Origin of the sequence: Enhydrobacter aerosaccus (assembly GCF_900167455.1) — a bacterium.
Taxonomy (GTDB): Bacteria; Pseudomonadota; Alphaproteobacteria; order Reyranellales; family Reyranellaceae; genus Reyranella; species Reyranella aerosaccus.
In genome coordinates this window covers 1,796,273-1,809,809 of sequence record NZ_FUWJ01000001.1, presented here as the reverse complement: position 1 = coordinate 1,809,809, position 13,537 = coordinate 1,796,273, and the positions used below count along the sequence as shown (strand labels likewise).

Sequence of the window (13,537 nt, the reverse complement as noted above, 5' to 3'; positions counted from 1 at the left end):
AACGGCCCCTTCCCGAGCACCGACATCGGGCGCGGCCCTCAGGTTCCCCAGCTGAAGAGGAGACGAGACCATGTCTTTGACGAGCGAGATGGCGCGCGTAACAGCGCAGATCGAAGTGGCGCAACGAGATCGGGCCGCAGCCCTGGCGAAGATCAAGGCGGACCTGAAGCGGGAGACCGAGAGCAACGAGGCAGCCCGCGAGCAGGCGATGGCAACCCATCAGGCGGCCGTGAAAAGCAGCCTGCGGGACATCTTCGGACGCACGGCCTTCATGCGTGGCGCCGCGGAAGAAATGATCGAGCGTTTCAAGACGGAACGCGAGGCAGCGGCCGGTGAACTGTGGCCCAAGCTGACAGCCTATGCCGATCACGTCCGCGACACGGTCAGCGCGGAAGCTGCCCGACTGGCGGCAGCGCGGCGAAGCATGGCGAGCCGGGAGCGGAGTGCCCGTCAGACGCACGTGAAGGAAATTCGCCGCCGCGTTGGCTCTCTGCGGGCGGGTGCCAGCAAGTTCGTCGATGCGTTGCGGCAGGATCGCGCGGGCGCCGGCGATGCCTGGGGAACGCATGTCGGCAAAGGAACGCGGTAGGCCGGCGGTAACGGCCAGCTGATCGACGAGGCGGGCGGGACACCGGATGAGGTGCCCGCCGCCCAACAAGTGCGGCGGGTCGTCCTGCTAGAAAAAATGGGACGAGATCTGACAGCGGCAAGACATCGACGAAGCATCAACGAGCGGAAGCGATTGAAAGACGAGGTCGGCATGTATTTGGGAGAGCGCAGAATTCGATCGGCAGGGCGTCGGAGCGGCAGCGTCGAGATGACGCTACCGGTCGAGCTCGCCGTCCTCGAGGGCATCCCATGCCGCCTGCATCTCCGCGACGGCTTTGCCCTCGAGATCGTGCTCGAACCGGATCTCCGGGGTGTGATGTCAGTTTTCGAGAAAGTCTGGGCTCTTTTGAGGATCGGGCTGGAGGAGGTCGAGGAAATCGGCGACTTCGCCGAGGCCGACTTCGGATTTGGACTGTTCAGGTCGGCGAAATTCGGCTCGCTGCCGTCGCTCGCCTATGCCGACGCGCTTCTCGTAAGGCGCGACCTGGAGGACGGGGTTCATGTCACGCCGCAGGCGTTGGAGGCCTTCGCTTATCTCCTCGAGAGCATGGCCGTCGTGGCCGGAAATCGGCTCGGCCTGACCAGCGAGCGCGCCGCGACATTCGGGAATCGGGTCGCCTATCTCGTAAGCGGCGAGGCAATCGGCGGTCGCGACCCCTTTGCGCGCGCCGTCTTCCCCATCGGGGGCCTGGAATCGAGAGAACCCGGCTGGTGTCGGGGCAAGCCGCTGGACGCCGAGGATTGGCGCCGCGCAAGTCCTCACCTGGCAGAGGTCTACGAGCAGTTTCGGGCTTGGGAACGCGATCCCACGCTTTTCGCCAAGGAGCGGCAGCACTGGTACCGAGCGCGTCAATTCGAGTCGCAGCTTCGAACGGCCGATGCATGAAGGCTTTTTCGCGGATGTCGACGCAAGTGAGGGGGCTGACGAGATGAGCATGGATCAGGCGGAAGAAATCGGAGTCGTGACGACGATCGAGCCGAGACCGCGTGCGGACTTCGTTCGCACGCAGAGCGTCGAGGCAACGGCCAGGCGGGCGCTCGGCTATTTGAATGCCGGCTTCTCGGTTCATTTCCGCGGTCCGGCGGGCACGGGCAAGACGACGCTCGCGCTCCATCTCGCCGCTTTGCTCGGCAGGCCGATGGTGATGATCACCGGTGACGAGGAGATGCTGACCTCGACCCTGGTGGGAACGCAGCACGGCTATCACTTCCGGCGGGTCGTCGATCGCTTCATCCATACCGTGACCAAGACGGAGGAAACGGCCGACAAGCGCTGGGCAGATCATCGCCTGACGACCGCCTGCCGCGAAGGCTACACGCTGATCTATGACGAGTTCACGCGCTCTCGGCCCGAAGCCAACAACGTCCTGCTGAGCGTCCTCGAAGAAGGCCTGTTGGTCCTGCCGGCGCAGAACCAGAACGAGCCTTATATAAAGGTGCACCCGAATTTCCGGGTGATCTTCACCAGCAATCCGCAGGAATACGCGGGCGTCCACGATGCGCAGGACGCGCTGGGCGACCGGATCGTCACGATCGATATGGGACATGCCGATCGCGAACTCGAACTGGCCATCGCCGCCGCGCGGTCCGGCCTTCCGCCGACACAGGTGGCGCCGATCGTCGATATGGTGCGCGAGTTCCGGGAAACCGGTGAGTACGATCAGACACCGACGCTGCGAACCAGCATCATGATCTGCCGCATGATGAGCCAGGAGCGGCTCGCTCCGACCATCGAAGATCAGCAGTTCGTGCAGATCTGCATGGATATCCTGGGCGGAAAATCACTGCCGGGCGGGAAGGGCGACAACAAGCGCGCACAGCAGCAGAAAATGCTGCTCAGCCTGATCGAGCATCATTGTCCTGCTCGCTCGTTTACCAGTGTCGGAGAGGTCTAGCGCGTTGCCGGAGTGCATGCGGCGCGAATGGAGGATGGGATGAGGAAGGACAGAAAGCCGGCCACGAGCAGTCTGCGCAAGGCGGTGACGCTGCAGACACTCGTTCGGGGCGCAAAGCCGCGCGACCGCCAGCAGGTGGCCAATCGCTTCGCCCGGCTGGAGAACGAGCGTGCCCGGTTGGAGCGCGAGATCGCCATCTGGGAGAACTGCCGGCAGATGGCCGCGACGAAGTTGGACAAGATCCGCAACGAACTCGACTCCTTGCGGCCTCTGCTCAACGAAAAGCCAGCCAGGCGCGCCGTGCTCCGGAAGGGACGCGGTCCACGCCGCGCGCCGCCTTCTCTCGATGCACCCGGCGGCGCCTTGATCGCGAACCGCACCATGCAGCTCGAATACTAGTCGGACGCAGCCGTTGGAATCGGTCGAGTCTTAGAGAGGAGAGCGCGATGACGAAGAGGGGCAAGACGGGCGGCAAGGACGACGGGCCGGAGATCGAAGTCGGCGGTCTTTTCCGCCAGCTCGGCGAAGCGGTCGACCTGCTGGGAAAGCTCGTGGAAGTCGGTGCCGTGCACAGCCGGCAAGGAGAGTTTCGCGTCAAGGGACTCGGTGACAAGGCGCGCGGGGTCTACGGCTTCAGCATCCGGACGGGGCTCGGCGGAGAGAGCGGTGCCCAGGTCGAGCGCTTCGGCAACGTCCATCCCAGCCGGGAGGGGTTCGTCGTTGACGAGGTTCGCGAGCCGTTGGTGGACGTGTTCGACGAGGCCGACGAAGTGGCAGTGACCGCAGAACTGCCCGGCGTCACTGAAGCGGAGATCACCGTCGAGGTCCTCGGCGATCAGCTGACGGTCGAGTCCAAAGGCGAGCGCCGTTACGCCAAGGAGATTACCCTGCCGGCGGAGATCGATCCCGCAACTCTCCAGAGAAAGTACAACAACGGCGTGCTGGAGCTGCGGATGCGAAAGAAGGCTCGGCCATGAACCCGCCGGAAGCATATATCGCCGGACGGACGGCGGCGAAGTCAGTCGAGGACCGCAAGGCCAGGCCTCAGGATCTCGCCGAGGGAAAGTACGTCTACGCCATCATCGCCTGCGACGAGCCACGGGAGTTCAAGAACCGCGGCATTGGCGAACGCGGCGACAAGGTGCACACCATCAACCACCGGCAAATGGCCGCCGTCGTCAGCGACTCGCCGACGATCGACTACGAACGAAGCCGCCGGAACATGATGGCGCACACGGTGGTCCTCGAAGAGGTGATGAAGGAGTTCGATCTTCTGCCATTGCGCTTTGGCACTGTCGCTTCCAGCGCCGAGTCGGTCGAGCGGCAACTCCTGGTGCCGCGTTATGGCGAACTGTCGGCCATGCTCGAGAAAATGCGCGGGCGTTCGGAGTTCGGCCTCAAGGCATTCTGGCACGAGGGCGTCGCCTTCGGCGAAATCGTCCGTGAGAATGCGCGCGTCCGCAAGCTGCGCGACGCGCTGCAGGGGCGCTCGCTGGAGGAAAGCTACTATCAGCGCATCCAGCTGGGCGAGGAAGTCGAGAAGGCATTGACGGCCATCCGGGCACGCGACGAGGAGCTGATCCTGTCGCGGCTGCGGCCCTTCATGCGCGATATCAGGACCAACAAGATCATCAGCGATCGCATGGTCCTCAATGCCGCCTTTCTCGTCGAACGTGGGGATGTTCCGGCGTTGGACGAGGCGATCAGGCAGCTCGATCAGGAATTCAGCGAGCGGCTGATGTTCAAGTATGTCGGACCGGTGCCGCCGTACAATTTTGTCAACATCGCGATCAATTGGGAGAGGTGACACATGGGCATGCTGGCTCGCCTGCTGACGCTTCCCGTCAGCGCTCCGGTCGGGGGCGTTCTTTGGATCGCCCGCAAGATCGAAGAAGAAGCGAACGCGGAGCGCTGGGATCGGAACAAGATCACCGGCGCTCTGAGCGAACTCGAGCTGGAGCTCGATCTCGGTGCGATCGACGTCGAGGAATACGACGCCCGAGAGGCCGTGTTGTTGCAGAAATTGAAGGAACTCCAAGAGGTCGAGAATGACTGAACGTACCGATATCGCTACGCCATCCAGCCCTCGCCCGGAGGCGCTGGAAAGCAAGGAACCGCCGCCTGTGCGCACGCGCAAGCGCCAGGCCTTTTCGACCGCGGTCGCGATCATCGCGCGAGCCCGCGACGAGCTGCAGCATCTGACGGGCTACAAGGTCGACAGCGTGTCCGCTTTCGAGCGGACGGACGACGGCTGGCGGCTTTCCGTCACCGTCGTCGAACTGCGTCGCATCCCGTCGGCAACGGATGTCCTCGCCAGCTATGAGGTCATCCTCGACGAGACCGGCGACATCGTCACCTATCACCGGGGCAGCCGGTATTTCCGGGACCAGGTCGGACAGGATCAATGACGATCGACGATGCTCCGCCACGCATCGCGTGCCCGATCGACATCTTCGACGCCGTCGAAGAAGAGATCCGTCGGCTGTCGATGGCGATCAATCGGGCACCGTCGAGCGACAAGAGGGAACTGGCGAACCAGCTCCTGGAGCAGGTGTCGAGGCTGCTGGAGTGTGATGCCTACGATCCCGGCAACGAGAATTGCCGCCTCTGCCGAGGGATCTCGACGTTGCGTCGCAAGACCGCAACCCTGATCGAGACGGCGGCGGCACTGGGTTAACGAATACTGTCAGCGGAGTCGGAGCATGGCGGTCACGAACGGACGCATGGAGCATTCGATCCAGGGCTCGTCCCTTGCGGATATCCTCGATCGAATTCTCGACAAAGGCATTGTCATCGCCGGCGATGTCACGATCTCGCTTGTCGGTGTCGAACTGCTCAATATCAGGCTGCGCCTCCTGGTGGCATCGGTCGACAAGGCGATCGAGATGGGAATCAACTGGTGGGAGGCGGATCCATACCTGACCTCGCAAACCAAGGCGTCGTCGGAGCAGACCGAGCTACTTCAGCAGCGGCTGGAGCGTATCGAGGGGCTATTGGCGGGACAGGCGACCAAGGAGCAGCCGCTATGAGCCTTCAGGACGGAAGCTTGGGGTCCACCCCGCCAATCTACGTCTATGCCATCGTCCCGGCATGCCCGGGAGTTGCGGAGAAGTTCGGCTCGATGTCACCCGGCAGCCGTCTGGACGCCATTTCTGCGGGTCCATTTGCCGCTGTCATCGGCGACGGCGTGGATGTCGGTGAACCGGGACAGACCCGCGAACAACTGGCGCCGCGCCTTCTGTCGCACCAGCGCACGATCGAACAGATCATGCGCGCAAGCCCTTTGCTGCCCGTGAAGTTCGGAACGCTGGCTCCAGACGAAGGAAGCGTGCGCGTCATTCTCGAGAAAGGGAAAGCGGCGTTCCAGGCGGCTTTCGATCGTCTAGGCGCATGCGTGCAGATGGAACTTCTCGTCAGCTGGGATCTCAAGAAAGTGCTTCCCGAACTGGCGCGGGACGAGGCCATCGCGTCCTTGAAGCGCAAGCTGGAGCGGGAAGGCGCCGCCGACGACCAGGCCGCGCGGGCCGAACTCGGAAAGCTGGTGAAAAGCGTGCTCGACGGCCGCCGTGCGACGCTCGCCTCGTCGCTTCTCGAGCAGCTGCGATCCGCGGCGGAAGATGTCATTGCCTATCCGCCGACGGCGGATCAGGTTGTCTTGCACCTGGTGTTGCTGACCCGAGCGGATGGCGTGCAGGCCTTTTACCAGCATCTGGAGGCGCTCGATGCCGCCTATGATGGCCGGTTGATGTTCCGGTGCGTCGGACCGTCCGCTCCCTACAGCTTCGCGACCGTGGAGATTCAGGCAGTCGATCCCGCGACGTTGGTCCAAGCTCGTCGCCTGCTGGATGTGGAACAGAGTGCGACTTCTGACGAGGTGCGAGCTGCCTATCGCCGTCTGGCCAGGAGCCTTCATCCCGATCTTGCCGGTGCCGGCGCCGATGACGGCGCACGGATGGCCGCACTGACGGAGGCCTATCAACTTCTCGTCGCGAACGCGACTTTCAGGCGCGGAGACGGGGAGCAATCCGCGAATGCGCGGGGCGGGCTAGCGGAGACGACCAATGCCACGTCGATTCACGTCTTCGTCCGGCGGCAGGAGAGCGCCTTCGACGGCGCGAGATAGAGAGGCGGCACTGTCCATGGAAGGGCATCGCATCTACATCTATGGCATCGTCCGCGATGCGGCCGATGGCGGGCCTGCGCCTGTGCCGCCGGTTGCAGGCCTCGATGGTGGCGCGCTTCGAGCCATAGCAGGGTATGGCCTGGCAGCGATCGCGAGTGCCGTGGATCTGTCGAAGGCCGGCATCCCGTTCGAGGAGCAGCTCAAGGATCCAGATCGGGCCACGGCCCTGGTCCTGGAACATCACCGCGTGCTCCAGCAGGCAATCGACGCGCAGACCGTACTGCCCATGCGCTTCGGCGCGCTGTTTCAGGACGATCGAGGCGTGACCGACGCGCTGGAGAAGAATCGCTGCGGACTCATGGATGCGCTTGGCCGCATCGATGGCGCGCGCGAATGGGGCGTGAAGATATTCTGCGATCGCGCCGTCGCCGCTCGGCAGCTGAGCGCGACGTCGGCGGTCGTGCAGGCGGCGGAAAAGGAACTGTCCGGGCTGGCGGAGGGACGAGCGTTCTTCCTGCGTCGTCGCCTGGAGCGTCTGCGCACGGAGGAAACCGATCGCGCCGTGGCACACGAAGTCGACGTGAGTCGGCAGGCTCTTTGCGAGCTGGCACGGGCCAGTGCGCCGCTGAAACTCCAACCAGCGGCTGTCCATGGACGCGGTGAGGACATGGTCTGGAACGGCGCCTTCCTCGTGCCGCGATCGGGCGAGGAGCGCTTCCTGTCACGCCTCGAGGTGGTGGTCCAAAGCCGTTCGGATCTCGGCCTGCACTACGAGGTCACCGGCCCGTGGCCGCCCTTCAGCTTCGTCGACGGTCAGCTGGAAGGAGGGGGAGATGCCTGTCCAGACGGCGCATGACGGCGAACTGGCCCTGGCCGATCTCCTCGACCGGGCGCTGAACAAGGGCGTGGTCCTGTGGGGCGACGCGACGATCTCCCTGGCGGGTGTGGAACTGGTCTATGTCGGGCTGAGGGTTCTCGTTGCCTCCTGTTCGACCATGGAGAAGTACCGCTCCTCGCCGCGGAAGGGCAGCATGCCGATCGCACGCGGGGAGAGCTGACGATGCTTTACGTCTACGGCATCGCGGACAACGCCTTCGAGGTCCTTCGCGGTGCGGGGTTGCTGAACAGTGACGTCTTTGCGGTTCCTGCCGGCTGCCTTGCCGCGGCGGCGAGCAAGCTTGCGCAAGGCGGCATCGAAACAACGCCGCAGGGTGTGTGGCGGCATGAGCAAGTGCTCCGGCAGCTCATGCAGGATCATGCCGTGCTGCCGCTGCGGTTCGGGACGATCTGCCGCGACCGCGAGACACTGACGGACCGGCTCATGGAGGCGTCCGACGATCTGGTAAGGGGCCTTGGGCGTGTGCGCGGCAAGGTCGAGATCGCGCTCCGCATCGTCGACGAGCGAGAGCACGAGGCGCATCCTGTTCCCTCTGAGACGCCGACGGTCGACGCGATCGGCGGAGGTCGAGGCACGGCCTATCTGCGTGCTCGCCGCCGACACCATGCCGCCGAGATGGGCCGGGAAGCGCGGGCCGAGCGCGTCGGGAAGATGTTGTCGGCCTATATCGATGTCGGCGCGGAGGATCTCGTCTGTTCGGTTGCGCCGGAGGGCGATCACGCAGTGTCCGTATCCTGCCTGCTCGGCCGCGACCAACTGGCGACGCTCCAGGCCGCGCTCGAACGCTTCCAGTCCGATCATCCCGCGATCGGGTTGTCCTGGACCGGACCGTGGACCCCTTATTCGTTTGTCGCGCCTTCCTTGTTCGGCGTGGGGTTGCCATGACGAAGTTGCTGGAAGCGAAGACGGTCGATCCCGACAAGGCCGGCGATGATCTGGTCAAGCTTGTGCTGGCACTCGTGGAGACCCTGCGGCAGCTCGTCGAGCGCCAGGCGATCCGCCGCGTCGACAGTGGCGTCTTGAATGACGACGAGGTCGAGCGACTCGGTCTCGCGCTTCTGCGGCTGGAAGAGAAGATGAGCGAGCTCAAGGCGCATTTCGGGTTCGGCGACGAGGAACTGACGCTCAAGCTCGGCTCGCTGGGCGAATTGGCAAGGGATGTCTGACATGGCGGATATATCCGACGACGTAATGTCCACACCCGGCGCGACGAAGCCTCCTGAGGAACTTTCCCGGAAAGTCGCGGAGGCGCTCGCCAGGGACGTCGGCCGCGGTCTGGTCCGAGTCGATCCGGCGGACATGGCGGCCCTCGGGATCAATCCGGGAGATGTGGTCCGCCTCATCGGCGATCGGGAAACCGCCGCGAAGGCGATGCCCGCTTTCCCCATGGATCGGGGCAAAGGGATCGTCCAGATCGACGGGCTGACCCGCGACAATGCCAAGGTCAGCCTGGGCGACAGGATTCGCCTGGAGACGACGCGATATGCAGTGGCCGCCCGGGTCAAGCTGGCCCCGGCGGAACTGCCGCGGGCGGGAACGCGCAAGGACTATGTCGCCAAGCTCCTCGAAGGGCTGGTGATCACGGAAGGGGACCGGGTCCGCGCCACGCTCATGGGCACGCGCACGCGGGACTTTACCGTTCTGAAGACGGTGCCGGCGGGACCGGTCGTCATCAGCTCGACCACGTCCATCGATGTCAGCCAGCAGCAGGCCAGCCAGGCGCGGGAGCGCATCGCCTACGAGGATATCGGCGGGCTGCAACGCGAGCTCTCGTCGATCCGCGAGATGATCGAACTGCCGCTGCGGCATCCCGAGATATTCGAGCAGATGGGCATCGATCCGCCGAAGGGGGTGCTGCTGCAAGGGCCGCCGGGTTGCGGCAAGACCCTGATCGCCCGCGCGGTCGCAAACGAGACCGACGCCAAGTTCTTCGGCCTGAGCGGGCCGGAGATCATGCACAAGTTCTATGGCGAGAGCGAAGCCCATCTGAGGAAGGTCTTCGAGCAGGCCGCCAAGGGACCCAGCATCATCTTTCTCGACGAGATCGATGCGATCGCGCCCAAGCGCACCGGGCTGGGCAGCGAGCAGCAGGTCGAACGTCGGGTCGTGTCGCAGTTGCTGACGCTGATGGATGGGCTCCAGAGCAGGGGCCAGGTGATCGTCATCGGCGCTACCAATCTTCCGGACGCGATCGATCCGGCGCTGCGTCGCCCGGGACGATTCGACCGCGAGATCACCATTGGCGTCCCCGACAAGCCGGGACGGCTACAGATCCTGCAGGTCCATACGCGCGGCATGCCCTTGGCGGAGGATGTAAGTCTCGATCGCCTCGCTCAGGTCACGCACGGCTTCGTCGGCGCGGACCTGCAATCGCTGTGTCGCGAGGCGGCGATGGCGCGGCTGCGTCGGATGTTTCCGACCTTCGACCTGAGCCAGGACCAGATACCGGTCGAGGTTCTGCAGAAGCTGACGGTCGGCGTCGAGGATTTCGATGAAGCGCTGACGCTCGTCGAGCCATCGGCGATCCGGGAGGTATTCACCGAAGTTGCCGACGTCAAATGGGCCGATGTCGGCGGTCTCGAGGAAGCCAAGCGCATCCTGAAGGAATCGATCGAGTGGCCTGCGCTGCATCCCGACCTGTTTAAGAAGGCGGCGATCGTTCCGCCCAAGGGAATCCTGCTCTATGGACCGCCGGGTGTCGGCAAGACGCTTCTCGCCAAGGCGGTTGCGACCGAAAGCGGCGCGAACTTCATCTCGGTCAAGGGGCCGGCGCTGATGAGCCGATGGGTGGGAGAGACGGAGCGGGCCGTCAGGGATCTGTTCCACAAGGCAAAGCTTGCTTCGCCCTGCATCGTCTTCCTGGACGAGATCGACAGCATTGCGCCACGGCGGGGCGGCAGCGAGGCGACATCGGTGACCGACCGGACCATTGCCCAGCTGCTGACGGAGATGGACGGCGTCCAGGAGCTTCGCGGGGTCGTCGTGCTGGCCGCCACCAACCGGAAGGATCTGGTCGATCCGGCCTTGCTGCGGGCCGGTCGGTTCGACTTCCTGATCAAGCTGCCGTTGCCGGACGCGATCGCCCGTCTCGAAATCCTGAAGGTCCATACGCGCGCGCGGCCGCTGGCCGACGACGTCGATCTTGCGGCATTGGCGGGGGCGCCGAGCAACGGTCAGAGCGGCGCCGATATCGAGCTCGCATGCCGCAATGCCAGCCTGGCGGCGATCCGGGAGTATCTGGCCGGACCCTCGGGGGCAGTCGGAAAGGGAGAGGACCTCGTCATTGGGCGACGCCACTTCGAGGCCGCCCTTCATGGCACCGCCGGTGGGCGCGTGATAACGTCGGGGTTCTAATGGGAGCACCCGTTGAGACGTATCGTTCATGTTCCCATCGTCCATAGCCAGACGGACCTCGGCCCCATCCAGGATCGCGTGCGCCAGGCCTATATCGACAAGGGGGGCGAGCAAGCCTGGCGCGCGAGCCGCGAAGCGCTGGCGCAGTTCTGGAAGGCGCTCGAGCAGGTGATGGATCACCTCCCTGTCGATTATGCCAGGCTCAGGATCTATCAGGACGGTCTTCCCGTCTGCGGCCAGGAGGAGAGGATCGTTCGAGATCTCGCAGAACAGGGCGGCGCGAACTACAGGATTCTCCAGAAGCTTGCCGGCCGCGGCGCGCGGATAGAGGGAACGGAAGATCCGGATCTGCTTCGCAAGGAGTACGAGCTGATCATGAACTCGTCGCTGGGGCCGAGCGGCGGTGAGGCAGCTTCCGCAGATGACGCCGAAAAGTCGATGGTCCTGCGCGACCTGCTCGATCGACGGGATCGCTTCATCGCGGCGCGCATCGACAAGACGCTGCAGGAGGGAGAGACGGGCCTTCTCTTCCTGGGAGCGATGCACAACGCAACGGCAATGCTGCCGGAGAGCATCGAAGTCCTGTCCCTGACGGACCTTCTGCGTAACGCGGCGGCTACTTGATCACCTCCGAGAATGCGGTGCCGATACTACTTCGGCCATGGACAATATTGGACCACTTCTCCCAAAGGCTCCCCGACCCAATCGACAGATTCGTCAATCTCGGCGCAATGACCGTCGTCATCGCAAGCCCGGCGGCGCCAGACTGAGCAAGCCCAGAAGCCCGAGCACGACACCAATCCACAGCGGTGAAGAAAGGCCATGGCCGGCATCGATCGCCGCGCCACCGGCCCAGGTCGCCAGGGCCAGGCCGGCCGTGATCATTGATGCGTGAACACTATTCACCAAAGGACCCGGAGAGGCCGTTCGCATCACGCGCGCGACCATGGCAGGGTTCATCGACACGCCGACCAGCCCGACGACGATAAACGCCGCGATGCTGATCGTGGGAACGGCGGCAAACAGCGCAAGCACTACCAGGGCGATGGTAAGAATCGTCAGGCCGACGACGAGAACCGGAATGGTGAAGCGGTCCGCAAATCGCCCGATGGCGAGGTTGCCCACGACGTTGGCGATACCATAAGCAGCTAGCAGGACCGGGATCATCCTTGGTGGCAGGCCGCCGATCTCGGTGAAGATCGGTGAGAAATAGCTGAAGGCAGAGAATGTTGCGCCGATGATCAGGCCGCTCGTCGTATAGGCGGCCCACAGACGGACGCTCAAAAGCGCCGCGAGGCCGGCTGCCAGATCGACGGCCATGGCGTGCTTTGATGCCGGCACGCCGAAAGCGACCACCACGATGCAGAGGGCGGCGAGTAGCGCGACGCTCCAGAAGCTCGCCTGCCATCCGACCATCTGGTCGATCAACGTCACGGCAGGCACCCCCAGAACGGGGGACAGCATCAGCCCCGCGAGAACATAGGAAGCCGCGCGTCCGCGCTGGGCCGGCACTACGAGTTCGGCACAGATCGTCATGGCGACGCCGAAGCAGGCCGCGCTGGAGATGCCTTGCACGACCCGGGCGACGGCCATGGTGCCGTAGCCTCGCGCCAAGGCTGCGACCACGCTTCCCACGAAGAATAGGCCGAGTAGCCAGAGCAACGCCTGCTTGTTCGGTACGCGCAGGTGCAGAAGAAGTGCCGTGATCAGCGGCCCGCCGACTGTCATTCCGAGCGCGAACAAGGAGATCAGATAGCCGATTTCGCCAACGGGGACATCGAACGCCGACGACAGGGAGGGCATCATTCCCGCGACCATGAATTCCGAAGTGGTTACACCGAAAATCGTCGCTGCCAGAAGGAGGACAGCCGAGGGTATGGCAATGGGTGCCGGAGAATCCTCGCCCTCGCCGGTTGGAGTCCCCGTACAGGTCGCATTCATTGGCTTCAGCTCAATTATGTAGTAACAATTACAGAAATAGCTATCGGACTTGCCGAAAGGTGGTCAAGGGAATTATATAAATTAGACTATAGAAAGGGGCCGAATGGCTAGCCGTGGCCGACCGCGCAGCTTCGATAGAGATCTTGCGCTGGAGCGGGTGATGGAAGTGTTCTGGTCGAAGGGCTATGAAGGCGCTCAGCTCAACGACTTGACTGCCGTGATCGGCGTGACGCCTCCGAGCTTCTATGCCGCCTTCGGATCGAAGGAGGCGGCCTTTCGGGAGGCCGTCGACCTCTATATCGAAACCGTCGGTGCCCGGCCGATGCGGGCGCTGGAGGACGCGACGACCGTTCGTCAAGGCCTTCGCGCCATGTTGGAGGGCAGCGTCGACGTCGCCACGTCATCGAAGCCGGGTGGCTGTCTTCTGATTGTCGGGGCCGTGAACTGCCTCCCCGAGAATCGGCCTGCCCGTGATCATCTGCTTCGGGCGCGCAAGAAGACGCTCTCTCTCATCAAGGCACGCCTGGAACGTGGCGTGCGCGAAGGGGAACTGCCCGCCGATACCGAGGTCGGTCGGCTCGCGACTTTCTATCATGGCATCATGCAGGCGATCTCGTTCCAGGCGCGCGATGGCGCGACGAGGAAAGCGTTAAGAGCCCTGATCGAGCCGGCGCTTCGAGCTTTACCAGGCTGTCCGTGAAGTAGGGCGTCTCGTCT

At 64.0% G+C, this 13,537-nt stretch carries 18 protein-coding genes and 1 pseudogene; 18 read left to right on the top strand and 1 reads right to left on the bottom strand.

Annotated features, from left to right (window positions below; translation table 11 throughout):
• The first annotated feature begins 70 nt into the window (after window positions 1-70).
• From B5D62_RS08685 to B5D62_RS08605, 17 genes and pseudogenes are all read left to right on the top strand, one after another.
• The gene (locus B5D62_RS08685) at window positions 71-589 is read left to right on the top strand and encodes a hypothetical protein (RefSeq protein WP_085933343.1); all 519 of its coding nucleotides are present in this window, start codon (window positions 71-73) and stop codon (window positions 587-589) included.
• Between the two features lie 228 nt (window positions 590-817).
• Window positions 818-1,495, top strand: a complete 678-nt coding sequence (locus tag B5D62_RS08680; RefSeq protein ID WP_085933342.1) for a hypothetical protein — start codon at window positions 818-820, stop codon at window positions 1,493-1,495.
• A 49-nt stretch (window positions 1,496-1,544) separates the two neighbouring features.
• A complete protein-coding gene (gene gvpN, locus B5D62_RS08675; RefSeq protein ID WP_218190979.1) occupies window positions 1,545-2,504 on the top strand; it encodes a gas vesicle protein GvpN in 960 nt (319 codons plus the stop codon).
• Window positions 2,505-2,543: 39 nt separating this feature from the next.
• The gene (locus B5D62_RS08670) at window positions 2,544-2,903 is read left to right on the top strand and encodes a hypothetical protein (RefSeq protein ID WP_085933341.1); all 360 of its coding nucleotides are present in this window, start codon (window positions 2,544-2,546) and stop codon (window positions 2,901-2,903) included.
• A gap of 47 nt (window positions 2,904-2,950) precedes the next feature.
• On the top strand, window positions 2,951-3,481 hold the full coding sequence (locus tag B5D62_RS08665) for an Hsp20/alpha crystallin family protein (protein WP_085933340.1): 531 nt from the start codon (window positions 2,951-2,953) through the stop codon (window positions 3,479-3,481).
• A complete protein-coding gene (locus tag B5D62_RS08660; RefSeq protein WP_085933339.1) occupies window positions 3,478-4,311 on the top strand; it encodes a GvpL/GvpF family gas vesicle protein in 834 nt (277 codons plus the stop codon). Before B5D62_RS08665 ends, B5D62_RS08660 begins: the two co-directional genes overlap by 4 nt.
• A gap of 3 nt (window positions 4,312-4,314) precedes the next feature.
• Window positions 4,315-4,560: a gas vesicle protein GvpG gene (locus tag B5D62_RS08655; RefSeq protein ID WP_085933338.1), complete on the top strand. Its 246-nt coding sequence runs from the start codon at window positions 4,315-4,317 to the stop codon at window positions 4,558-4,560.
• Window positions 4,553-4,912, top strand: a complete 360-nt coding sequence (locus B5D62_RS08650; RefSeq protein ID WP_085933337.1) for a gas vesicle protein GvpO — start codon at window positions 4,553-4,555, stop codon at window positions 4,910-4,912. Before B5D62_RS08655 ends, B5D62_RS08650 begins: the two co-directional genes overlap by 8 nt.
• Entirely contained in the window at window positions 4,909-5,181 is a 273-nt protein-coding gene (locus B5D62_RS08645; protein WP_085933336.1) for a hypothetical protein, read from the top strand. The genes B5D62_RS08650 and B5D62_RS08645 overlap by 4 nt, the downstream gene beginning before the upstream one ends.
• Window positions 5,182-5,227: 46 nt before the next feature.
• Window positions 5,228-5,377 (top strand): annotated as a pseudogene (gvpJ, locus tag B5D62_RS34470) (gas vesicle protein GvpJ); the annotation flags it as partial.
• A gap of 152 nt (window positions 5,378-5,529) precedes the next feature.
• Window positions 5,530-6,627 (top strand): GvpL/GvpF family gas vesicle protein, encoded by a 1,098-nt coding sequence (locus tag B5D62_RS33640; protein ID WP_085933335.1) that lies wholly within the window; start codon window positions 5,530-5,532, stop codon window positions 6,625-6,627.
• 16 nt (window positions 6,628-6,643) lie between these two features.
• Window positions 6,644-7,483, top strand: a complete 840-nt coding sequence (locus B5D62_RS08630; RefSeq protein WP_170920837.1) for a GvpL/GvpF family gas vesicle protein — start codon at window positions 6,644-6,646, stop codon at window positions 7,481-7,483.
• On the top strand, window positions 7,461-7,685 hold the full coding sequence (locus B5D62_RS08625) for a gas vesicle protein (protein ID WP_085933333.1): 225 nt from the start codon (window positions 7,461-7,463) through the stop codon (window positions 7,683-7,685). The genes B5D62_RS08630 and B5D62_RS08625 overlap by 23 nt, the downstream gene beginning before the upstream one ends.
• Window positions 7,686-7,687: 2 nt before the next feature.
• Window positions 7,688-8,410 carry a GvpL/GvpF family gas vesicle protein gene (locus tag B5D62_RS08620; protein ID WP_085933332.1) on the top strand — a complete coding sequence of 241 codons (723 nt, stop codon included), beginning with the start codon at window positions 7,688-7,690 and terminating at the stop codon, window positions 8,408-8,410.
• Window positions 8,407-8,691, top strand: a complete 285-nt coding sequence (locus tag B5D62_RS08615) for a gas vesicle protein K (protein WP_085933331.1) — start codon at window positions 8,407-8,409, stop codon at window positions 8,689-8,691. The genes B5D62_RS08620 and B5D62_RS08615 overlap by 4 nt, the downstream gene beginning before the upstream one ends.
• A 1-nt stretch (window position 8,692) precedes the next feature.
• On the top strand, window positions 8,693-10,879 hold the full coding sequence (locus B5D62_RS08610; protein ID WP_218190978.1) for a CDC48 family AAA ATPase: 2,187 nt from the start codon (window positions 8,693-8,695) through the stop codon (window positions 10,877-10,879).
• A 12-nt stretch (window positions 10,880-10,891) separates the two neighbouring features.
• Window positions 10,892-11,503 (top strand): hypothetical protein, encoded by a 612-nt coding sequence (locus B5D62_RS08605; RefSeq protein WP_085933330.1) that lies wholly within the window; start codon window positions 10,892-10,894, stop codon window positions 11,501-11,503.
• Between the two features lie 117 nt (window positions 11,504-11,620).
• Here the strand turns inward: B5D62_RS08605 and B5D62_RS08600 are convergent, their stop codons facing one another.
• On the bottom strand, window positions 11,621-12,820 hold the full coding sequence (locus B5D62_RS08600; RefSeq protein WP_085933329.1) for an MFS transporter: 1,200 nt from the start codon (window positions 12,818-12,820) through the stop codon (window positions 11,621-11,623).
• Window positions 12,821-12,923: 103 nt separating this feature from the next.
• Here B5D62_RS08600 and B5D62_RS08595 point away from each other — a divergent pair, with 103 nt between their 5' ends.
• Complete coding sequence (locus tag B5D62_RS08595; protein WP_085933328.1) at window positions 12,924-13,520, top strand: TetR/AcrR family transcriptional regulator; 597 nt, start codon at window positions 12,924-12,926, stop codon at window positions 13,518-13,520.
• Window positions 13,521-13,537: the final 17 nt, after the last annotated feature.